The sequence below is a fragment of the Nonomuraea candida genome (assembly GCF_000725485.1).
Lineage (GTDB): Bacteria > Actinomycetota > Actinomycetes > Streptosporangiales > Streptosporangiaceae > Nonomuraea > Nonomuraea candida.
In genome coordinates, this window is record NZ_JOAG01000048.1 from 18853 (window position 1) to 39536 (window position 20684).

The window sequence follows — 20684 nt, forward strand, 5'->3', positions numbered from 1 at the left end:
GCTCGATCGGCATGCCCTCAAGGAAGAAGGAGCACATCCATGTTCATCGCCAAGGCGATCGCGGCCACCCTGCTCGCCGGCTCGTTCGGCGGCCTCACCGCGCCGCCGTCGGGGGACGCCGCCGCGTACGAGAAGCAGACGCGGCTGGAGGCCGGGCGCGTCGCCTGCATGACGGAGCGGGGCTTGGCGTACGTGGCCTCCCCGGAGCCTCGGTACACGTGGCAGCCCGGGGAGAAGGAGCGGCTCGCGGGTGATCTGGAGGCGCTGCGGGCGTACCGGGCCAAGTACGGCTTCGGCGTCTGGTCGGCGAACGTCTATCCGAAGGACGAGGTCGTCAACCCGGTCCGGCACGAGAACCCGAACGACAAGACGCTGAGGTCGCTGCCGGCCGGCGAGCTGAAGAAGTGGCGCGCCGCCGACGAGTCCTGCTTCTCCCGGGCGGTCAAGGAGGTGCTGGGCAAGACCGTCACCTCCCAGGAGGACTACCACGACCGGCTCGAAGCGGCGGTGCGCAAGGCGCTGGGCGTCCTCGACCGGGACGAGCGGCTCGTCCGGTTGGGCAGGCAGTTCGCCGCGTGCCTGGGCGTCGGCCGGACCGAGCCGACCGCGCTGGACGGCCTGAGCCATGCGAAGGTCGTGCGGCAGGCTTCGGACGTCGCCAGGAAGGAGTGGAAGGGCGAGCTGCCCAAGGGCGAGACCGTCGTCCTCCGGCCGGACCTGAAGCCCGCGCAGGCCAGGCCGTACCTGGACAAGGAGATCAAGGCGGCGCTGAAGGACCTGGAGTGCGGTAAGGACTTCTACCCCGCCTACGCTCCCAAGGCCATGGAGATCACCTCGCGGGTCTACCAGGAGTTCGGCCGGGAGGGCGCGGCCCAGGCGATCCCGTCGCGGATCTACCGCAAGCTCGCCTGACCCCGGCACCCCGGCGCCGGCCCGTCGATCCCGGCCGGCGCCGGGCGCCGCGATGGTCCTCCTGTCAGGATCGGCTCGTGTAGCGCAGGATGTGCACGCCCTGGTTCTTGTCGGAGATGTAGATGTAGCCGCGCCGGTCCACCACGACGTCCTCCGTCTGCGTCACGAGCCGGCCTTCGGGCATGGGGCCGTACCTGCGGGTGGGGTCCGGTGGCAGGAACCAGCCCACCTCGCGCGGCAGCCGGGGGTTGGACACGTCGTAGATCCGCAGGCCGGCGTTGAAGTGCGCGATGTAGAACAGGTCGCCCTGGCGCTGCACGTCGGGATGGTGCTGGTGGTGGTTGATGTTGTGCGGCCCGCTCCAGCCGCCCCTGCTCGGGAAGTCCGGGTACGGCGCCCCGGGCGGCGGCTCGGGCGTGGGGAACAGGGACACCAGCCAGGGCCGGGCCGGGTCGGAGATGTCCACGATCGAGGCGTGCGGCGCGGGCCCCTTGCCGTAGGAGACGTCCTCGGAGTTGGCGAAGGCGAGGTTCCTGCCCGGGATCGGCAGCACGCCGTGCACGCCGAACCGGGAATGGAAGGGCGGGCTGAAGTTCAGGCCGCCGACGGGCCGGGGCGCGCTGACGTCGGAGATGTCGAGCACGACGAGCCCGGCCGCGCCGTACGGCAGGTAGACCAGGTCGCCCGCGACGTACGGCGGGCCGTGCAGGGACACGTCGGCGCCGTTGGCGCAGCAGAAGCCGTGCGTGTGCGGCCGCTCGGACGGCGGCGGGCGATCCTCGCCGTCACGCTGGCCCGGGACCCACCAGCGGCCCGCCTCCCTGGGCCGGGCCGGGTCCGCGATGTCGACGATGACGTAGATGTTGCCGCGGAATCCCGGCGCGCCCGCCGCCGCGTGCACGTAGCGCCCGCCGGGGTAGAGGTTGCGGTGGGTGCCCGTCCCGCCGGTCCGGTAGTGGCCGAGGCGGCGGGGGCGTACGGGGTCCTTGATGTCCCAGATGTAGAAGCCTTCCTCGAAGGCGGCCTGCGGGTCGCCGCCGAAGTTCGGGAAGATCTGCTCCAGTGCCGTGACCATGATGTCGCCGTGCAGGTCGACCTGGAGCGTCCAGGTGTCCGCCGGGCCCGGCACGAACGCCACCACCTCCGGCCGGCGGGGGTCGGTGACCTCCACGACACTCCAGCCCGAGTCCCAGAAGTGGCCGGTGTAGAGGAACCACCGGTCACCCACGCGCCGGACCGCCATCTTGAAGGCCGGCCGGTGGTCCAGGTCGGTGTAGCCGACGAGTTCGACGTTGTGGGCGTGCTGGCCCCTCGGGCCCGGCCGCGGGACGTCCGCCCGGGCCGGGGTGGCGGCCGCGTGAGCCGCCGCCAGCGCGGAGGCCGCGGTCAGCGAGGTGCGCAACGCCTGCCGCCGTGACGGGTGCCGGTCTTCCACGTCTCTCCTCACGTAGACGATCAAGAGCATGACCAGCCAAACGAACCGGGCGCAAAAGCACGCGAAAGATCATCTTTACGCGGGCGTCACAGGGATGACCCTCGCTCTGGCGCGCAGGTCCCGGCGCTGCCCCGGCCATGGAAATCTGCATTGTAAAGGCGTCGGCCTTGTATGCCCCGATCGTGCCTGTTGTCCATGACCGATGACGAAAGTCAACTTCCTCTGTCCAGGGCATTGAGCCTGTCCGGCCGGATGGGTGAGAGTGAAGGAAGAGATCACCTTGCACTGACGGCCGGCGCGTCCGCCGACGGACCCGGCCGTGGAATCAGTTCATCCCTCAGAGAGGAACTCGATCCATGAAAGTGCGCAGTGTCCTGCTCGTGAACGCCGGCAGTGACGCGGACGTCTCCTCCATCGCCAACGACGGCACGTTCCCGGCCCTGGGGGTGGTCTCGCTGGCGACGGTGCTCAAGCGCGACCACCCCGACGTGGACGTGATCGCCGTCGACGGGCAGATCACGCCGATGGAGGAGATCGAGCGGCTGCTCGCGGACTTCGACCCGGACGTGCTGGGCGTGGGGGTCCTGGCCACCTCGTACGGAAACGCGCTCCGCCTGGCCGAACTCGGCAAGCAGGCCGGCGCGGTCACGGTCTTCGGCAACGACCAGGCCACCGCCATGGGCGAGCGGATCCTCCGGCACCGCGAGGCCGTCGACTACGTCTGCGCCGCCGATGTCGGCGAGTTCGCGCTGTCGGCCCTGGTCGGCGCCCTGGACGGGGAGCGCCCGATCGAGTCGGTGCCGGAGCTGCTGTACCGCACGCCCGGCGGCATCGCCCGCAACCACCTCCCGGAGATCCCTCCCGAGGAGATCAAGGGCAGCGGGGGAGCGCTGCGCGCCGGGGTCCTGGACGCCATCCCGGTGCCCGACCGTACGCTGATGCCCGGCGCCAACTGGAGCAGCTACCTGGACAACTACCTCGGCCGCTACGGCGCCTTCCACGCCGGTGAGACCGTCACGGGCGTCACCACGATGAACCGCGCCCGTGGCTGCGCGCGGGTGAAGTCGCCGTGCCACTTCTGCGGCATCATGGACCTGAGCCTGCGCTTCTCCTCCCCGGAGATGTTCTGGGCCGACGTGCGCGCCGCGCAGGAGCAGATCTCCGCCTCGATCTTCTACGAGGCGTTCGACAGCATGAGCAGCTCTCCGCGCTGGGTGCAGGCCGTGGTCGAGGCCAGGCCGGACGACATCGGCGAGCCGAAGTTCTTCGTCTACACCCAGGCCGCGGAGACCACGCCCCGGCTGGTCGAGCTGTATCGCCGGCTCGGCGTCTACCGGGTCAACATGGGCCTGGAGGCGGGCGACACCCGCATGCTCAAGGTGCTCAAGGGGCCGCGCGACAGCCTGGAGAACAACCGGCGGGCCTGCCGCCTGTTCAAGGAGGCCGGCATCCTGATCCACGGCTCGCTGGTGCTGGGCGGCCCGGGGGAGACGCCGGAGAGCCTGGACAACACGGTCCGCTTCGGCCGGTGGCTGATCGACAACGAGATGATGGCCTCGCTGGAGGCCCAGCCGCTCTACCCGGACTTCGGCGCGCTGACCGGCACGTGGCTGATGAACCCCGACCTGGCCCGGCAGGTGGCCAAGGAGCGGGGGTTCGAGATCCTCGACGAGGAGCTGCTCGACCGCATGCCGGACAAGTACGGCTCGACCGACCTGGTGGACTTCGACGAGGTCTCCAAGGACTGGTGCACGATCTTCAGTCACGCGGGCTGGGACGAGCTGATCGACGCCACCCACGCGATCCGCTCCTACGCCGAACGGTGCGGCACCGTCACCGGGTCGGGCCGCATCACACAGAGCACGCTCGGCTCGCAGTAGTGCTCTCGCTCCTGGCCGCCACCGTCCTGTCCTGCGCCCTGGTCGTCCTGACCCCGGGGCCGGGCGTGCTGATGGTGCTGCACCTGGGAGCCGGCGGCGGCCGGCGCAGCAGTCTCGGCTTCGTGCTGGGACATCTGGCCGGCGACCTGCTCTGGGCCGCGCTCGCGCTGGTGGCGCTGCGCTGGGTGCAGCTCGTCTCGCCGGTGTTCTTCACCGCGCTGACCGTGGCGAGCGCCGGCTACCTGAGCTACCTGGGCGGGCGGGCGCTGGCGTCCGCGCGCGCCCCGCAGCGGGCCGCGATCCCGGACGGCCGGCGCGCGGTCCTGCGCGGCGCCGTGTTCGGCGTGACCAACCCGAAGAGCTACCCGGTCACCCTCGCGATCTTCACCGCGCTGCTCGGCGAGCGGATCGAGGTGCTGACGCCCGCCACGATCCCGCTGTTCCTCGCCGCGGCCCTCCTCGGCAGCCTCGCGTCGGGAGTGCTGCTGTCCTGGTTGTCGGGTCTGGGGATGGTACGGGAGACGTACCGGAGAGCGGCCCCGGTGATCAGCCGGATCGTCGCCGTGGTCTTCTTCGGCTTCGCGGCCTGGTCCCTGCTCCAGCTCCTCACGGCCCGGTAGCCGCGGGCCTCGAAGATCCGGCCGCGGCCTCGCTCCGGCCTTCCCGGTCCGCGGCTCGCCGGGTGGCGAGGACCCGGCGCCGGCCGATGGCCTTGGAGATCGACGCCGGGCTCGCCTGGACGCGCCGGACCAGCTCGGCGGCGGTGAGGCTGCCGCTGTCGGTGGCGTAGAGGCAGGCCAGCACCCTGGCCGTCATGCGGGAGAGCCCCGTCCTGACCATCAGCGTGGCGAAGCGCTCCTCGAAGTCGTGAACCGCTGCGGCGCCGCACCATGGGGCTGACCGGTATTCGGCAAGTCAGTGAAGCGTTACTTTCCTGGCGGGGGATGCCGGAAGAGGCTGGAGGTGCACGCATCGACGCAGGTGCGAATTCCGCAGGAGGATGGCGTGGCGACACACGCAGCCCCGAATGTCCCGTTCCTCGACGTCCTGGACCCCGCGTTCGACTTCGAGGCCCCCGAGGTCTACGCCGCGCAGGCGGAGAGCTGGTACGCCGACAGCCCCTTCGGCCTGCTCGTGCTCCGCTACGAGGAGGCCGGCGACCTGCTGCGCGACCGCCGGATGATCCACGACGGCCGGCGCTACATGGAGACGCACGGCATCACCGGCGGCCCGGTCTACGACTGGTTCGTGCCGATGATCGTCAACCATGACGGCGACGTGCACCGCCGCCTGCGCGGCCTGATGAACAAGGCGTTCACCGCCCGCCGGGTGGACCGGTTGCGGCCGTTCGTCCGGGAGCGGGCCGAGCGGCTCACCGACCCGCTGGACGACGGCGGCACGCACGACTTCGTCGCCGAGTTCGGCATCCGGCTGCCGCTCGCGGTCATGTGCCGGCTGCTCGGCGTGCGGCCCGAGGACTACGACCACTTCGGCACCTGGACCGCCGACCTCGGCCTGGTCTTCAGCCTGTCCGGCGGCGACGACGTCGTGGCCCGGCTGGAGAACGCGGTCAACGGCCTGAACGACTACGCCGACCACCTGATCGACGACAAGCTGGCGCGGCCGGGCGACGACCTCAGCTCCGACCTGGTCGCCGCCTACCGGGCCGGTGACGGCCAGGTCAGCCGGGACGAGCTGCGCAACCTCCTGGTCACCCTCGTGTTCGCCGCCCACGACACGACGCGCCACCAGCTCGCCAACGCCATGATCGCCTTCGCGGGGCATCCCGGGCAGTGGACGCTGCTCGGCCGGCAGCCGGAGCTCGCGAGCCAGGCCGTCGAGGAGGTGATGCGCTGGCAGCCCTCCTCGGGCAGCGTCTACCGCTTCGCCGGCGAGGACTTCGACTACAAGGGGCTGGCGATCGAGAAGGGGGCGTACCTCACCATGTGCGTCAAGGCCGCGCAGCGCGACCCCCGCGCGTACAAGAACGCCGACCGGTTCGACATCACCGTGGCCAGGGAGGCGCCTCCGCTGCAGTTCGGCGCGGGCCCGCACCACTGCCTGGGCGCCGCGCTGGCCCGCGTCGAGGTGGGCGAGGCGCTGTCCGTCCTCGCCACCCGGCTGGGCCCGCCGTCCGTGGCGGGAGCGGTGCCCCGGCCGGGGCCGCTCGGGATCCAGGGGCCGGAGACGCTCCCGCTGCGCTTCGGCTGACCCGGCCACGCGACGGCGGCCCCCGCTGCACTCACCCGGCCGGTCCGCTCGCCGCCCCGGTCCGCGGCGCCGGCTCGCGTACGTCCGCGCGCTCGCCCGGCCGGCGGGGCCGGGACGGCCACCAGTTGGCCCCGCCGAGCAGCCGCATCGCGGCGGGCACGACGATCGCGCGGACCAGGGTGGCGTCGATCACCACGGCGAAGGTGAGCCCGACCCCGATGGTGATCAGGAACAGCGAGGTCGCGGTGAAGCCCATCGTGGCCAGGACGACGACCATCAGCAGCCCGGCGCGGGTGATGAGGGAGCCGGTGCCGCGCAGGCCCGCGATGATCGCGTGCCGGTTGTCGCCGGTGGCCAGGTACTCCTCGCTGATGCGGCTCACCAGGAACATCTCGTAGTCGGTGACCAGGCCGAAGGCGATGGTGACGATGAGGCCCAGCGCCCACACGTCGGTGGTGCCCACCACGGGGAAGCCCATCAGCCCGGCCAGGCCGCCCTCCTGGAAGCCCCAGACGATGAGGCCGCAGGAGGCGGCCAGGGACAGGAAGGCGACGGCGACGGCCTTGAGCGGTACGAGCACGGACCGGAAGGCGAGGAAGAGCAGCACCAGGGTCGACAGGCCGATGAAGGCCAGCGCCCACGGCAGCGCCCTCGTGGTGGCGTCGCTGTTGTCGAGGCTGACCGCGGGCCCGCCGGGGCCGCCCACGAGGACCCCGGTGGCGCCGGCCGGGGGGTCGAGCGCCCTGATCCGCCGGACCAGCTCCAGGTTGGCCGCGTCGTCGGCCTCGCCCCGGTAGGCGACGGTGGCCCAGGTCAGCCCGGCGTCGGCGAGATGGACGCCGGCCGTACCCGCACCCTCAAGCGCTTCGACGGAGCGCAGGTAGCCGTCGAGGGCCGCCCGGTCCACCGGCCCCGCGACGGCGAGGTCCAGCCGCGTGCCGGCGGGGCCGTTCTGGGGGAAGTCCTCGCGCAGCATCGCGGGGACCACCTGGCCCTCGTTGCCGGCGGGCAGGTAGCGGTGGTTGGTCAGGCCCTGCTGGAGCGAGAGCAGCGGGGCGGCGGCGATCAGCAGCGCCAGCAGGCCGCCGGTCAGCCAGGGCAGCGGCCTTCGGGTGACGGAGGTGGCCAGCCACCGCCACGCCCGGTCCTCCCGGGTGACGGCACGGGCCCGGCGGCGCGGCCAGGGCAGGCTCAGCGCGTTGATCCGGGGGCCGAGCACCGCCAATACGGCGGGCAGCACGACGAGCGCGGCCAGCAGGTCGAACAGGACGACCGCGATGCCGCCGAAGCCGAACGCGCGGGAGATCGGCTGCGGGAAGAACAGCAGCCCGCACAGCCCGATGACGACGGTCAGGCCGGAGAAGGCGACCGTGTGCCCGGCCGTGTTCATCGTCGCCACCAGCGACCGCCGCACGTCACCGGCGGTGCGCGCCAGCTCCTCCCGGAACCGGCTGACCATGAAGAGCCCGTAGTCGATGGCCAGGCCCAGACCGAGCAGCATCGAGATCTCCATGGCGAAGATCGAGATGTCGGTGACGTACGTCAGGGCGCGCAGCAGCACCAGCGAGCCGAGGACGGCCACGATGCCCAGGGCGAGCGGGACGGCGGCGGCCACCACGCCCCGGAAGACGACCAGCAGCAGGAGCAGCAGGATCGGCAGCGAGATCATGTTGGCGGTGGCCAGGTTCTCGGTGGCGAGCCGCTGCAGGTGGAACACGCTGGTGGAGCCGCCGGCGACGTGGGTCTCCAGCCCCTGGGCGCGGACCTGCCGCTCGATCTCGCCGTACGCCGCCAGGCGCTCCTCGCTGTCCGCGCCGCGCAGCACGATCGTCGCCAGCGTGGCGTGCCGGTCCTTGGAGACGTAGCCGGCGCGCTGCTCCTCGGTGAGCCCCGCGCTCCAGTAACTGGTCCAGGAGGCGACCTTGGCCGCCGGCAGGCTGCCGAGCGCCGCCGTCACCGCCCGCTCGAAGGCCGGGTCGTCCACCGACAGCCTGCCGGTGGGGTCGCTGTAGACCGCCACCGCGTCCGCCTGCGCCGGCCGGTGCCCGAAGTGGCCCTCCAGCAGCTCGGTGGCCCGGTACGACTCCGCTTCCGGGGACTCCAGCCCGCCGGTGCTCAGGACGCCGAAGACGCCGCCTCCCCAGACCCCGGCGAGCACCACGAACAGGGCGGCCCCGGCGAGCAACGCGCGCCTGCGCGCGTAGCCGACGCGTCCCAGCCACGAGAACACGGCGCTTCCTCCCGCGCGCTCCCGGACCGGCCGCGCCTCCCCGGCGCTCGCGGGCCGCCTGTCCTGCCCGCTCATCTCAGGCCGCCGTCCCGGATGCCCTCCGGGCCGTAGGTGGCGGCGCCGATGCCGCGGCTCGCGCCGGTGACGAAGGCGACCTTGCCGGCCAGCAGGCCCGTTCTCGTGTCATCAGTCATGGCGCCGAGCCTGGTGCCGGAGCGCGAGGCTCAGCCAGGCACCGGCGGTACCTGGCTGGGCCCGGCGCCGGCCCCGCATAGTGGAAGGGTGGACAGACAGGAACTGGCCGCCTTCCTGCGCAGCAGGCGAGAGCGGATCTCTTTCGCCGACGTGGGCCTGCCGGCCGGGCGGCGGCGCCGTACGCCCGGGTTGCGCCGCGAGGAGGTGGCCCAGCTCGCCTACATCTCGACCGAGTACTACACGCGCCTGGAGCAGGCCCGCGCCCCGCGCCCGTCCCGCGAGGTGCTGAGCGGGCTCGCCCGGGCGCTGCGCCTGTCGGACGCCGAGCGCGAGCACCTGCACCACCTGGCCGGCGAGCCGCCAGGACCGCCGCCGGGCCCGTGCCGTGAGGTGCGCCGCGACATCCTCGACCTGCTGGAGCGGCTGCCGCGGGCCGCCGCGTTCGTGCTGTCGGCCACCTACGAGGTGATCGCCTGGAACGACCTGGCGGCCGCCCTCATGGCGGACTTCTCCGCGCTGCCCCCGCGCGAGCGCAACCTGATCCGGTACGCCTTCCTGAACGGGTCCGGGCCGGTCCTGGCGGAATCGGACCGGGCCGGGTTCGCCCACGAGGCGGCCCGGCGGCTGCGCGCCGCCTCCGCCCGCTACCCCGGCGCCCGCGAGGTGACGGAGCTGGTGGCCGAGCTCCTGGCCGGCAGCGCGGAGTTCGCCCGCCTGTGGAGCTCCCACGACGTGTCCCCTGGGCCGAGCCTGCGCAAGACCCTGCACCACCCCCTGGTCGGCCCCATCACCCTGAACTGCCACGTGCTGGACATCGCCGACCGGGACCAGCAGATGGTGATCTACACGGCCGACCCCGGCTCCCCGGCTGAGGAGGCGCTGCGGCTGGTCTCGGTGATCGGCACCCAGCGGATGAACGTGCCCGGCTGACCGCCGCGCCCGCGTCCGGGGGAGCGCGGTTAGGGTGAGCCCGTGCGGTTCTTGGTGATCTTCTTGGCGGTGGCCGCCGGTGTGCTCGTCATCGCCCGGCGCCGGTTGGTGATCGTGCGGGTGACCGGGCCGAGCATGCTGCCGGTGTACCGATCCGGGGATCGGGTGCTCGTCCGCCGGGTGGCCGGGGCGAGGGTCAGGCGGGGGCAGGGGGTGCGGCCGCCGGTGCGTACGGCCCGCGCGATTCCCGCGCTGAACGCCAGCAGCACGGCGCCGGCCAGCACGAAGCCGGCCGGTGCCGCCGGCCGGACCGCCAGCAGCACGATGACGGACGCCTCGGAGAGGATCACCGCGGCGCTCACCACGGTGGCCCCGCCGGCCGGGATCGCCACCATGCCGAGCGGCCATGCCCCGGCGGCCCTGGGGTTTCCAGTGCGTCCCGCAGCCTTGTGCAACTGTCTTCTATTAGTAAAATTAACTAATAGTTACTGGTGAATCCGCAGGTGAGGAGAGTCATGAGGAGAGCAGTCTTACGTCTCGCGGTCGCGGGCCTCGGCCTGGCCGCGCTGTTCGGCACCACGACCCCGGCCGGCGCCACCGCTCCGGCCGCCACCGCCACCGCCACGTCCGCCATGGCCAGTATCTACGGCTATTACCCCAGCTCCGAGAGCTGCCACTCCGTCGGCCGGCGGGGCGTGAGCACCGGTCTGTGGCCCTGGTACACCTGCTTCCCGTCCAATCAGCTCTGGGCCCTGCAGATTCCCTGGTGAACGCGCTGTGAGCGACGAGCCCGGATGCCGTCGCACGCGGCTGCCCCGGTTCCGGAATCCCGAAATTCCGGAACCGTGAGGTAGACTGGAGACACCGAGGACTTTTCGAGCGCCGGCAGCCAGGTCGCGTCGCCCCCGGCGAACCACCGCTACCGGCCCCGTTCGGAGGGGCCCGGACAGGCCAGGCGACATGACGCCGACAGCTCTTCCTCAACCGGCACCCCACAACCCCGCGACCTCTCGATCCGATGCCACGCCGCGACTGAGCCTGCACCCGGCGCGGGATCTGCGGGCCGTGGTGGACGGCGCCTGGTGGCCCGGCTCCCGCGACGCCGCGGCGGAACTGCCGGCCCTCGTCGCCGCCGTCGACCAGCGGCTGGGCCGCACCACGTTACGGGTGGGCGTGCACCAGGACGCCTGGCGGCGCATTCCGCGCCGGCTCCCGGCACGGGGGCGGCAGGTCCGCGTCGGCTGGTTCCGCCACACCGACCCGCGCGTGATCACTCTCAGCTTCGCCGGGGGCGAGCCGGTCGTCCTGCTGGTCATCCCGCCGGGCACCGCCGCCGGCGCCGCCGAGGCCGCGCTCAGGCTCACCGTCCAGGACACCGCCGGCCTGACGCCCGAGGGCATCCTGACCCTGGCGAGCCTGCCGGCGCATCCGCCGCGGCGAGCGCCGGCAGCCCGGCCCGCCGGATGAACCGGGACGATCCCGGCCGCCGGAGGGCAGGGGCCTCTCACGTGTCGGCCGGCAGGCGACCTCGTCACGTACCGGACGGTCCGCGCCGGCGTGACCCGCTTACCGCCTGCCGGCCGGATCGAGCGGCCCAGACGCCACCCTCACTGGTGGCGGGCCGATCTCCGGCCGGCAGGCCTCTCATCACCGTTCAGCTTCTCCCTTAAGGAGACTTCCATGACCGTCATCGGCAACGCCCCGCTCAGCGGGACGAGCGCCCGCGCGCCCACCGTCGTGCGCCTGTCGGGAGACATCGACCTCTTCACCACGCCCCGGCTCCGCCGGCGGCTGACCAGCGCGCTGGCCTTCAGCACCGGCCTGCTCGTGCTGGACCTGTCGCGGGTCACCTTCTGCGGCGCCGACGGGCTCGGCGTGCTGGTCGGCGTGCAGGAACGCGCGAGGATCCGGGGCATCACGCTGGCCCTGACCGGCGTTCCCCCGCGCGTGGCCCGGTTGCTGCGCGTCAGCGGCCTGGACCACCGATTCCCGATCATGGCGTGACCGGCCTTCCCCCGCGCGTCCACCCTGGTCAGCACGCCTGGAAGAAGCGCGTTGCGCGGGGGCGACGACCTAGTGTGAGGGGGAGGGCGTCAAGGTGACGGGTGATGGTGAGCGGATGCTGGGCGGCCTGCTGGACGGCACCCGGTTGTCGGCGATGGAGGGTCTGCCCGGCCTGGTCGCCCGGTACGGCCGGTCGGCCGGCTGACCTGGGTCAACCGGGGGCACCACCCGCCCCTGGTCCTCCGGGGAGGCCGGCAGGTCGCCAGCTTGACCGGCGTGCCCGGCCCGCCGATGGCGCTCGGCTGCGGGATGTCCACTTCGTCATCCGCCGCGAGGCCGACGGCGTGCCGGCCCCGGAGACGCTGCGCCGCCTGATCCAGCGCATCCTGGAGCACCGGCGCGGCCGGCTGCAGGACGACGCGACCGTGCTGACCGTCGAGTGGCGCGCCAAGCAGCAGGAGCCCCTCAATCCGGCCGGGCGGCCAGGTCGGTGACCTCTCCGGTGGTGCTGGTGGCCGCCAGCGCGGTGGCGAACAGGATGAGCTGATTGAGCACCTTGAGGAAGAGCAGCATCGCCACCGCCCCGGTGACGACCTGGTAGGCGGGGTTGGCGGCGGTGAGGTTGAGCAGGGCCTGGCCGAGGGTCTTGAGCAGTTCCAGGCCGATCGTGATGACGAGCGCCGGGCCGATGACCCGGCGCAGCGGCAGACGCAGCCGTGGCGGCGCGGTCAGCAGCGCCATGGCCAGCAAGGTGTTGACCGCGATCCTGAGCACGAAGGCCGCCACTAAGAGCATCCAGCGGGTGGGGGTGGCGTCCACGCCCATGGTGTGCACCGCGAGCCAGGTCAGCGTCCACTCGGCGGCGAAGGCGACGGTGAGCGACAGGGAGAGCAGCACCCCGAGGCCGGCCACGATGCCCAGGTCGATGAGCTGGCGCAGGAAGAAGGAGCCCGGATACTCCTCCAGCCGCCAGATCGCCCTGGTCGCCGAGCGGAGCGTGTCCATCCAGAACAGGCCGGTCAGCGGGAGCGCCACACAGGCCACCAGCCCGGCCGTCCCGCCGGCGTCACGGAGCGCCTGCACGTCCAGGCGCGGGAAGGTGTCGCTCAGGTAGCGTTGCATCTCCGTCAGCACCGCCGGATTGCCCAGCACGCGGCTGAGGATGGCGAACCCCAGCAGGGCCAGGGCGAAGGTGGCGAAGAAGGCGTAGTAGGTGAGGGCGGCCGACAGCCGGCCGCCGTCGGCCTGGTCGTAGCGGACCAGGGCGCGCACCGCGTGGTCCAGCCAGCCGTGCCGGTTCCTCGCGTTCTTCCAGCCCGCCGTCATCCGGCCGGCCCAGCGCCGGGCGGCGCTCATGACCGGGCCCGGTACGCCGGCGGAAGGTGGTCGGGATCGCGCGCCGCAGTCGTTCCACAGAAAATGGCTCACCGTGCCGTCGTGAGAAGCTGGTCGGGCGGACGACCTACCCGTGGTGCGAAGTTTATTCTTCCTTGTCCCTGCCTCGAAGCCTGAACCCGCGCCTATTTCCGGCGGGTGGGGCAGGCTTCGTACATGAACCCACCTCAGGAGCGCCTGTTGCGGTTAGTGCCTGCCACCTTGGCGAGGATGGCCGCGTGGTGCGCCTGCCTGATCGTCATCGGCATCGTGGCCAACTACGTGTTCGGCTTCGTGGCGGCGATGCGCATCGTCGCCCTGCCGGTCGCGGTCGCCCTGCTGCTGACCGCGCTGCTGTTCCCGCTCACCCGCCGCCTGCGCGCGTCGGGCCTGCGGCCGATCTACGCCACCTGGGTCACCATGCTCGTCGCGCTGGCCGTGCTGAGCGGGACGGGCTGGATCATCGGCGTCCGGGCCGGCGCGGAGTTCCCCGGCCTGGTGACACAGGTAAGGAAGACGGCCGAGACGGTGGAGAACTGGCTCTACACCGGCCCGCTGCACCTGGAGCCCCTCCAGCTCAGCCGCTGGGTGGACGAGATCGCCAAGCTGATCAGCGAGCGGCAGCAGCAGATCACCTCGACCGTTCTCGCGGGCACCGTGGTGGTGGTGGAGGTCCTGGCCTCGATCGTGCTCCTGCTGTTCGTGACGTTCTTCCTGCTCAAGGACGGTGACCGGATCTGGTCCTGGTTCCTCAAGGGGTTCGGCCGGATGGCGCCGCGGGTGGACCGCGCCGGCCGCACAGCCTGGGCCACGTTGTCCCACTATGTGCACGGCACTGTGGCCGTGGCCGCGGTGCACGGCGTGCTCATGGGTCTGGTGCTGGCCGTCATGGGCGTCCCGCTCTGGGCGGCGCTGGCCGTGCTGATCTTCCTGGCGAGCTTCATCCCGATCGTCGGCATCCTGTTCGCCGGTGCGGTCGCGACGCTGGTCACACTCGGCGCGAAGGGCCCGATCTACGCGCTGATCTTCGTCGGCATCCTGGTCGTCGAGCAGCAGCTGGAGAACCACGTGCTCCAGCCGCTGATCGTCGGCCGGGTGCTGCACTTCCACCCGCTGGCGATCATCATCGTGCTGGCCGTCGGGGGCATCCTGGCCGGGATCGCGGGCGCCGTCGTGGCCGTGCCGATCACCGCCATCCTCTACCGGGCCGTGCCCGAGCTCTTCAAGGACGATCCGATCCCCCTCCCGGCAGGGCCGGCCCGGGAACCACGGGCGGGGGCCGTACCGGCTGGGAAGGAGCCCGAGCAGAATCCCGGACGGTGATTCACCGGCGGTGACGCGGACCCGAATGCCGGCGCTGGAAATCCTCGGTGTCGCGAACCGCCGGTCCAGACACCGTCCGGCAGGCCGGGAACGGGCGGCTGCCGTTTCCCTGATCAATGATCTGCGGGGGAGCGGCGGCCGGCATCGAGGCCCGAATGACGTCCGGGCTAGTAACGGTGCGGTCCGACGTGCCCTTCGAACAGCAGGCACGGCGCCGGTTCGTCACCGTAGGGGGAGCGTGGGTCGGGGTCGGGGTCGGCGCGTTCGGCCGGGCAGGGCGGCAGCGTGACCAGTTCGCGGGCGCGGATGTCCCAGCGGATCCAGATGAACCGGTCCGGCCCGGGCAGCACCTGGACGTGCGCCGCGTGCGGGCCCGGGTGGCCGGGCTGCAGCTCGCACCCGTAGACGGCCCTGCGCCCGTGCCGGCCTCCATCGGCCAGCGGAGCCCACTCCGCGTCGGTGAGCACGTTGTAGTGGGGACAGTCCTGCTCGCCGGTGTGCCGTTGCAGCCCGGTGGCGAGCGCGCCCGCCAGCCCCGCCGCGGTGAAGACCTGATGCACCGCACCGTGGACCCGCTCGACGTCGTCGTCGCTCAACTCCACCGCACCGAGCTGGTCGGCCAGCAACCGGACGTGGGTGGCGAAGTGGCGGCAGGCGTCGACGAGCGCGGTCACCGGAGCCACCGCCTCATGCGGCGGGCCGGCCGGCACATCACGATCCGTCACGACTCCCACACTACGCCGCCCGCCGGCCAGGCACGGCGGCGGCCCCGTAGCGGAAGCATGACCACCGACACGCCGACGCTGACCGGACGCGTGGCCCTGGTCGCCGGAGGCGCGGTGGCGGCGGGCGCGGCCTCGCGGTCGAGCTGAGGCCGTACGGGATCGCGGCCGTCGCCATCACGCCCGGCTTCCTGCGCTCGGAGGCCGTGCCGGACCGCTTCGGCGTCACCGAGGCGGGGCGGGGACTGCGCGCCGGTCGCGAGCGGGGTACCGTACACGTTCATGATCGACCTCGCTGGGGGGCGGCGACTCGCATGGTGTCCGGGCTCATGAGGAAGGCGTCTCCTCTCGTCATCGCCCTCGCCGGGTGGGCCGCGGTGCCCGTCATGGCGGTTCTCGCCTTCGCCGGGCAGTCGCGGCGGCTCGCCCCCACCGACGTGTTCGGCGACCCCGTGTCCGGGGTGACGGGCGGGCGTGGGCCCTGGCCACGGTGGCGATGACCGCCGTGACCGGGGCCATGATGGTGGCGGCCGCGCTCGACCTCCGGCGTGCCCGGCACGCCGGCGGCCCGGAGCGTGCACGGTCGCAGGAGAACGCCCATGTGGCCGGCGTCCTGGCCGGCGCGTTCGTGTGGTTCTTCGGCGGGTTGGTGACCATCGGCCTGCTCATCAACATCGGGGACTGCGGCGTGGGCGCCGCCGCGCCCTGCCTGGACCGTCCCGGCTGGACGCTCTCCGCGCTCTCCACCGTGTGCCTGCTGTCGCCGGCCGTGCTGCTGGTGGCGGTGCTCTGGCTGGGGCGGCGCTCGCGGGTGTGCGCGCTGCTCGCGCCGCCCCTGCTGTGCTGCCTGTATCTGCTGGGGATTCATCTGCGGCTGCCGCACGTGGGTCTCGGCTGAGCCGCACGCCGTCCGTTCGCGGTGGGAAGCCTCAGACCGGGCGGGCGGAGCAGCCCAGGCGGCGTCCCACCCGGGCGAGCCTGTCGGCGAACGCCGCGCGGGTGTCCCCGGCCAGGCCGAGGAACAGGCGGTTGGCCAGCGGTACGGCCCAGCGCCCCCGCCGCGCCACGTTGAAGACGCGGTGGACCAGCAGCGCGCCCTTGGCGTGCGGGACGACGCTCCACTCGCCCCGGTACCACCAGCCGCCCTGGATGGCGATGGTGTGACCGGCCACCTCCACGGTGGAGGTGTGGCCGGGGGCGTCCTGGATGGTGAAACGGCCCGAGCGCCCGCCCTCCGGCAGCAGCTCCTCGGCCAGCGCGTTCCAGACCGCGGCGACGGGCGCCTCCAGGACGCCCGCGACCTCGGCCAGCGGCTTCTTCCTCATCGCGGCGACACCCGGGTGTTCTGGAAGGAGGCCAGGCGCCACCCCTCCGGGGTGCGGACGGCGGTGAAGGAGACGGTCGAGTCGCGCTGCCGGCCGTCGACGGCGGTGCCGCCCGCCGAGATCACCAGCACGGCGCCGTCGGCCAGCCTCTTGAACCGGGTGCCGGCCGGGGCGGACATGGTGGAGCCCTTGAGCGGCCCCTCGAAGAGCCATCGGTGCGAGGACTCGATGCTCTCGCGGCCCTGGCTGTGGGCGCCGTCGAAGGAGATGTAGTCGGCGTCCTCGGTGAAGACGGCGGCGTAGGCGGCGGCGTCGCCCGCGTTCCACGCCTCGGCCAGGCGGGTGAGCAGGGCGGAGACCTCCGCGTTCTCGGACGCGGTGCGGTCGTCGGACATGGCGCGACTCCTCGTCGTTGTTATTGCAGTTTGCACTATAGCGCGACCGCACTCCTTTAGTGCAAACTGCAGTATAGCTGGTCGCCTGAGAAGTGCTGGCCGCCCGAGTCGGCCCGGCCGTGGTTGAGGCCTGTCGGGGGCGGCGGGCCGTCGCCGGCCGTTTCCCGCGATGCCGTCAATGCCGTCTCCGGGCCTGGCCGGCGACGGCGTCACCGTGCCACCGGGCGGGCCGGCCGGGTCAGTGGGAGGAGAAGAAGAGGCGCTGCTGGATCTCCCTGCGGTAGTCGTCGAGGGTGTTGTCGATGTGGGCGGCCGCGGCCCGGGCGGCCGCCTCGGGGTCGCCGGCGCGGATGGCCTGGTAGATGGCGTCGTGCTCCTCCACGGCCTGGGCGGCGTGCCCGCCGACGGAGCCGCGCAGGCCGATGAGGCTCGACTGGGCCTGCAGCCTGCGGGCCTCCCGCACGGCGACCTGGAGGAACATGTTGTGCGAGGCGGCGGCGACGGCGGTGTGGAAGGCGTCGTCGCCCTCGTTGAACAGCTCCTCGCGTCCGCTCTCGTAGCCCTGGCGGCACAGGCCGGCCGCTTCCTCGACGGCCCTCAGCTCGGCCGGGGTGGCGCGGCGGGCGGCCAGCCGGCTGGTCTCCATCTCCTGCGCCCGGCGGAACTCGAACAGCATGTAGACGTGGTCGAGGTCGGCCGGCAGGAAGAAGGGCCCCCAGCGCCCGGCGCCGAACATGCCCTCGCCGTCGGCCACGTACAGGCCGCGGCCCTTCTGGGCGCGCACCCGGCCGAGCGCGGACAGGATCTTCACGGCCTCGCGCACGACGGTGCGGCTGGTGCCCAGCTGCCGGGCCAGTTCGTGCTCGGTCGGCATGCGGTCGCCCGGACGCAGCCCGAGCCTGACGATCAACTCCAGCACCTGCTCGGCCGCCACCTCGTAGCCCGGCCGGTATCCGCTCTCGCGCGGGGCGTCGGTCACCGTGCTTCCTCCTCGCCGTTGCCCAGAGTATGACGGACGTGCCGTCTTCCCGGCCTGATGAGTACGACTCATGTGAAAGGTTCATCGGTCCGAGGCTGACCCGAACATGGGCGGAGTCCGACATCGCCCCAGCTCGCTCCGGAGAATTCCGGGCACCACGCCAGCGCCTCCAGGGGCGAATGACGAAATAAGCAGGCTTACATTCTTGACGGTCATTCATACTCCACGGGTAATGGGGGCGAGGCCGGCGCCCCTACCTCCCGAAGGAACGACTGTGCCCTTACCTTCGCCCGTCACGATGCCGAGACCGTTCCTGGCCGGTGTCGCCGCCGCCACGCTGGCCGCGGCGTCCGTCCTCGCCGCCCCCACCCCCGCCACCGCGGCGTCCGCCCCCGCCACCGCGGCCCGGGCGGCCACCACGACCCTGTACGCCGCCCCCGCCGGCACCGGCACCGCCTGCACCGCCGCCCAGCCGTGCTCGCTGGCCGCGGCCCAGACCGCGGTGCGGTCGCTGAACGACGCGATGTCCGGCGACATCGTCGTGGAGCTGGCCGGCGGGGTCTACCGGTTGCCGGCGCCGCTCCGGCTGACCGCCGCCGACTCCGGCGGCGACGGCCACTTCGTCAGATGGCAGGCCGCGCCGGGGGCCACCCCGGTCATCAGCGGAGCCAGGGCGGTCACCGGGTGGACCCTGGCCGACGCGGGCAAGAACATCTGGCGCGCCCACGTCCCCGCCGGGACCGACACCCGGCAGCTGTACGTCGATGGCGCGCTCGCCACCCGGGCCCGCACCACCGTCAACCGGTCCGACTTCACCGCGAGCGGCACCGGGATGAGGTTCACCAGCGGCGCGCTGAGCTACCTGAACGACCTCGCCGACCCGGGCAGGGTGGAGATGGAGAGCGTCGGCTCCTTCACCGACCGGTACGCCCCGGTGCGCGGCATCAGCGGCAACCTCATCACGATGCGGCAGCCCGCCTGGAGCAACAACAACTTCGGCTACGACACCTTCACCAGCCCCCACCGGGCGGGGCCGCTCTACCTGGTCAACGCCTACGAGTTCCTCGACGCGCCGGGGGAGTGGCACCTCGCCCCGGCGACCGGCGCCCTGTCCTACATCCCGCTGCCCGGGCAGGACATGGGCAAGGCCGGCGTGGAGCTGCCGGTGCTCCAGTCGCTGGTGCACGTGGGAGGCACCTATGACGCGCCCGCGCACCACATCTCGTTCAGCGGGATCACCTTCACCGGCACGAGCTGGCTCGGCCCCGGCGGCGACCAGGGCTACGTGGACCAGCAGACCGGCGCGTACATCGCCGGCGACTGGAGCCGGCCCGCCTTCGCCTCCTGCCACCAGGGCTGCCGGGAGTTCGAGGCGACCCGGCCGCACTGGTACCAGATGCCGGCCGCCGTGCAGGTCTCCGCGGCCGACGCCATCACCTTCTCCGACTCGCGCTTCGTCAACCTGGGACAGACGGCCATCGGCATCGGCAACGACGCCAACGCGCACGCCGGCGGCGTCGGCCTGGGCGCCTCGCGCATCACGGTCACCCGGTCGGAGATCGCCCACAGCGCGGCCGGCGGCATCGTGGCCGGCGGCGTGCGCGCCGACGCGCACCACCCGGGCGACCCGCGGATGGTCAACCGGGACATCACCATCAGCGACAACCGCATCCACGACCTCGGCCTGGACCACCGGGGCGTCGTCTCGGTCCTGACCACGTACGTCACCGGCGCCGACGTGTCCCACAACGAGGTCTACAACCTGCCCTACACCGGCATGTCGATCGGGTACGGCTGGGGCGCCAACGAGCCGGGCGGCAGCGCCCACTACGCCGGCCGCGGCCTGTACGACTTCCAGCCGCGCTACACCACCCCCACCACCGCCTCCGGCAACCGGCTCGTCGGCAACTACGTGCACGACGTCATGCGGCAGATGACCGACGGCGGCTGCATCTACACGCTGTCGTGGAACCCGGGCGCGGTGATCAGCGACAACCACTGCCTGCGCACCAACGGCTGGTTCGGCGTCTACTTCGACGAGGGCTCCCGGTACTACACGGTCAGGAACAACGTGCTGTCGAACACCGGCACCTGGGCCACCGCCAACTACTGGTACGGCGAGAACATGGGCGACTTCACCGTCACCGGCAACTGGTCCACCAACGGCGCCACCAACGTGACCGACGGCGACCGCGGCAACGTGGTGAACGGCAACGTCACGGTCGCCGACGGCGCCTGGCCGGCGGCCGCGCGGGCCGTGATGGCCGCCGCCGGCCCCCGGAACCGCCCCCCGGCGGCCACGGGCCCGGTCGAGCACGTGGGGTCGGGCCGCTGCCTGGACGTCAACGGCGCCTCGCAGGCCGACGGCGCGGCGGCGCAGCTGTGGGACTGCCACGGCCAGGCGAACCAGCAGTGGACCTCGACCGGCGCCGGTGAGCTGCGCGTGTACGGCGGCAAGTGCCTGGACGTGACCGGCGCCGGCACGGCGGACGGCACCGCGGTGATCATCTGGACCTGCAACGGCCAGGACAACCAGAAGTGGCGCCACAACGCCGACGGCACCATCACGGCCGTAGGGGCCGGCAAATGCCTGGACGCCGCCGGCACCGCCAACGGCGCCCGGGCGCGCATCTGGACCTGCACCGGCGCGGCCGGCCAGAAGTGGGCCCGCCCCTGATCCTCCAACGACACCCGGACCGACGGCCGCGCGCGAAAGGCCGCCCGCGCGGCTCCGGGGACCGGCCACGACGTACGCAGGAAGGCAGGCGA

Annotated in this window: 23 protein-coding genes; 13 read left to right on the top strand and 10 right to left on the bottom strand. The window is 72.5% G+C overall.

What is annotated here, in order from left to right:
- Positions 1 to 39: 39 nt before the first annotated feature.
- Positions 40 to 912: a hypothetical protein gene (locus IO39_RS35825; protein WP_043633185.1), complete on the top strand. Its 873-nt coding sequence runs from the start codon at positions 40 to 42 to the stop codon at positions 910 to 912.
- A gap of 64 nt (positions 913 to 976) precedes the next feature.
- On the opposite strand, the gene IO39_RS35830 is transcribed toward IO39_RS35825, so the two are convergent.
- Entirely contained in the window at positions 977 to 2347 is a 1371-nt protein-coding gene (locus IO39_RS35830) for an LVIVD repeat-containing protein (protein ID WP_043633189.1), read from the bottom strand.
- A gap of 356 nt (positions 2348 to 2703) precedes the next feature.
- On the opposite strand from IO39_RS35830, the gene IO39_RS35835 reads away from it, so the two are divergent.
- Both IO39_RS35835 and IO39_RS35840 read left to right on the top strand, forming a co-directional pair.
- Positions 2704 to 4227, top strand: a complete 1524-nt coding sequence (locus IO39_RS35835) for a B12-binding domain-containing radical SAM protein (RefSeq protein ID WP_084774050.1) — start codon at positions 2704 to 2706, stop codon at positions 4225 to 4227.
- Complete coding sequence (locus IO39_RS35840) at positions 4227 to 4847, top strand: LysE family translocator (protein ID WP_043633193.1); 621 nt, start codon at positions 4227 to 4229, stop codon at positions 4845 to 4847. The genes IO39_RS35835 and IO39_RS35840 overlap by 1 nt, the downstream gene beginning before the upstream one ends.
- Here the strand turns inward: IO39_RS35840 and IO39_RS59490 are convergent.
- Positions 4834 to 5067, bottom strand: coding sequence for a MarR family transcriptional regulator (locus IO39_RS59490; RefSeq protein WP_043633198.1), 234 nt, complete (start codon positions 5065 to 5067; stop codon positions 4834 to 4836). The genes IO39_RS35840 and IO39_RS59490 overlap by 14 nt on opposite strands.
- A 165-nt stretch (positions 5068 to 5232) precedes the next feature.
- Between IO39_RS59490 and IO39_RS35850 the strand changes: the two genes are divergently transcribed.
- Positions 5233 to 6438, top strand: a complete 1206-nt coding sequence (locus IO39_RS35850) for a cytochrome P450 (protein WP_043633199.1) — start codon at positions 5233 to 5235, stop codon at positions 6436 to 6438.
- 31 nt (positions 6439 to 6469) lie between these two features.
- Here the strand turns inward: IO39_RS35850 and IO39_RS35855 are convergent, their stop codons facing one another.
- Together IO39_RS35855 and IO39_RS59165 are read right to left on the bottom strand one after the other, a co-directional pair.
- Positions 6470 to 8668: an MMPL family transporter gene (locus IO39_RS35855; protein WP_043633200.1), complete on the bottom strand. Its 2199-nt coding sequence runs from the start codon at positions 8666 to 8668 to the stop codon at positions 6470 to 6472.
- A gap of 71 nt (positions 8669 to 8739) precedes the next feature.
- Positions 8740 to 8862, bottom strand: a complete 123-nt coding sequence (locus tag IO39_RS59165; RefSeq protein WP_281200327.1) for a hypothetical protein — start codon at positions 8860 to 8862, stop codon at positions 8740 to 8742.
- A gap of 88 nt (positions 8863 to 8950) precedes the next feature.
- Between IO39_RS59165 and IO39_RS35860 the strand changes: the two genes are divergently transcribed.
- Positions 8951 to 9793, top strand: a complete 843-nt coding sequence (locus tag IO39_RS35860) for a helix-turn-helix transcriptional regulator (RefSeq protein WP_043633203.1) — start codon at positions 8951 to 8953, stop codon at positions 9791 to 9793.
- Between the two features lie 29 nt (positions 9794 to 9822).
- Here IO39_RS35860 and IO39_RS51300 read toward each other — a convergent pair whose 3' ends face one another.
- Entirely contained in the window at positions 9823 to 10188 is a 366-nt protein-coding gene (locus IO39_RS51300) for a MauE/DoxX family redox-associated membrane protein (RefSeq protein WP_052423800.1), read from the bottom strand.
- 120 nt (positions 10189 to 10308) lie between these two features.
- On the opposite strand from IO39_RS51300, the gene IO39_RS35870 reads away from it, so the two are divergent.
- From IO39_RS35870 to IO39_RS58205, 4 genes are all read left to right on the top strand, one after another.
- Positions 10309 to 10563, top strand: coding sequence for a hypothetical protein (locus tag IO39_RS35870; RefSeq protein ID WP_043633213.1), 255 nt, complete (start codon positions 10309 to 10311; stop codon positions 10561 to 10563).
- A 190-nt stretch (positions 10564 to 10753) separates the two neighbouring features.
- Complete coding sequence (locus IO39_RS35875) at positions 10754 to 11260, top strand: DUF5994 family protein (protein ID WP_281200329.1); 507 nt, start codon at positions 10754 to 10756, stop codon at positions 11258 to 11260.
- Positions 11261 to 11473: 213 nt separating this feature from the next.
- On the top strand, positions 11474 to 11797 hold the full coding sequence (locus tag IO39_RS35880) for an STAS domain-containing protein (protein ID WP_084774052.1): 324 nt from the start codon (positions 11474 to 11476) through the stop codon (positions 11795 to 11797).
- A gap of 344 nt (positions 11798 to 12141) precedes the next feature.
- Positions 12142 to 12291: a serine/threonine-protein phosphatase gene (locus IO39_RS58205; protein ID WP_245642484.1), complete on the top strand. Its 150-nt coding sequence runs from the start codon at positions 12142 to 12144 to the stop codon at positions 12289 to 12291.
- Here the strand turns inward: IO39_RS58205 and IO39_RS35885 are convergent.
- Positions 12263 to 13153, bottom strand: a complete 891-nt coding sequence (locus IO39_RS35885; protein ID WP_052423802.1) for a YihY/virulence factor BrkB family protein — start codon at positions 13151 to 13153, stop codon at positions 12263 to 12265. The two genes, IO39_RS58205 and IO39_RS35885, sit on opposite strands and share 29 nt — an antisense overlap.
- 249 nt (positions 13154 to 13402) lie before the next feature.
- Between IO39_RS35885 and IO39_RS35890 the strand changes: the two genes are divergently transcribed.
- Complete coding sequence (locus IO39_RS35890) at positions 13403 to 14494, top strand: AI-2E family transporter (protein ID WP_245642485.1); 1092 nt, start codon at positions 13403 to 13405, stop codon at positions 14492 to 14494.
- Between the two features lie 167 nt (positions 14495 to 14661).
- Here the strand turns inward: IO39_RS35890 and IO39_RS35895 are convergent, their stop codons facing one another.
- The gene (locus tag IO39_RS35895) at positions 14662 to 15219 is read right to left on the bottom strand and encodes a hypothetical protein (RefSeq protein WP_157549358.1); all 558 of its coding nucleotides are present in this window, start codon (positions 15217 to 15219) and stop codon (positions 14662 to 14664) included.
- A gap of 326 nt (positions 15220 to 15545) precedes the next feature.
- On the opposite strand from IO39_RS35895, the gene IO39_RS55205 reads away from it, so the two are divergent.
- Both IO39_RS55205 and IO39_RS35905 read left to right on the top strand, forming a co-directional pair.
- The gene (locus IO39_RS55205; protein ID WP_157549361.1) at positions 15546 to 15716 is read left to right on the top strand and encodes a hypothetical protein; all 171 of its coding nucleotides are present in this window, start codon (positions 15546 to 15548) and stop codon (positions 15714 to 15716) included.
- Positions 15707 to 16114 (top strand): hypothetical protein, encoded by a 408-nt coding sequence (locus tag IO39_RS35905; RefSeq protein WP_084774056.1) that lies wholly within the window; start codon positions 15707 to 15709, stop codon positions 16112 to 16114. The genes IO39_RS55205 and IO39_RS35905 overlap by 10 nt, the downstream gene beginning before the upstream one ends.
- A 31-nt stretch (positions 16115 to 16145) precedes the next feature.
- Here IO39_RS35905 and IO39_RS51305 read toward each other — a convergent pair whose 3' ends face one another.
- From IO39_RS51305 to IO39_RS35920, 3 genes are all read right to left on the bottom strand, one after another.
- Positions 16146 to 16541, bottom strand: coding sequence for a hypothetical protein (locus tag IO39_RS51305; protein WP_052423803.1), 396 nt, complete (start codon positions 16539 to 16541; stop codon positions 16146 to 16148).
- Positions 16538 to 16936: an SgcJ/EcaC family oxidoreductase gene (locus tag IO39_RS35915; RefSeq protein ID WP_043633227.1), complete on the bottom strand. Its 399-nt coding sequence runs from the start codon at positions 16934 to 16936 to the stop codon at positions 16538 to 16540. The genes IO39_RS51305 and IO39_RS35915 overlap by 4 nt, the downstream gene beginning before the upstream one ends.
- Before the next feature lie 238 nt (positions 16937 to 17174).
- The gene (locus tag IO39_RS35920) at positions 17175 to 17915 is read right to left on the bottom strand and encodes a FadR/GntR family transcriptional regulator (RefSeq protein WP_043633229.1); all 741 of its coding nucleotides are present in this window, start codon (positions 17913 to 17915) and stop codon (positions 17175 to 17177) included.
- A 298-nt stretch (positions 17916 to 18213) separates the two neighbouring features.
- Between IO39_RS35920 and IO39_RS59170 the strand changes: the two genes are divergently transcribed.
- A complete protein-coding gene (locus IO39_RS59170) occupies positions 18214 to 20592 on the top strand; it encodes a ricin-type beta-trefoil lectin domain protein (RefSeq protein WP_043633231.1) in 2379 nt (792 codons plus the stop codon).
- Positions 20593 to 20684: the final 92 nt, after the last annotated feature.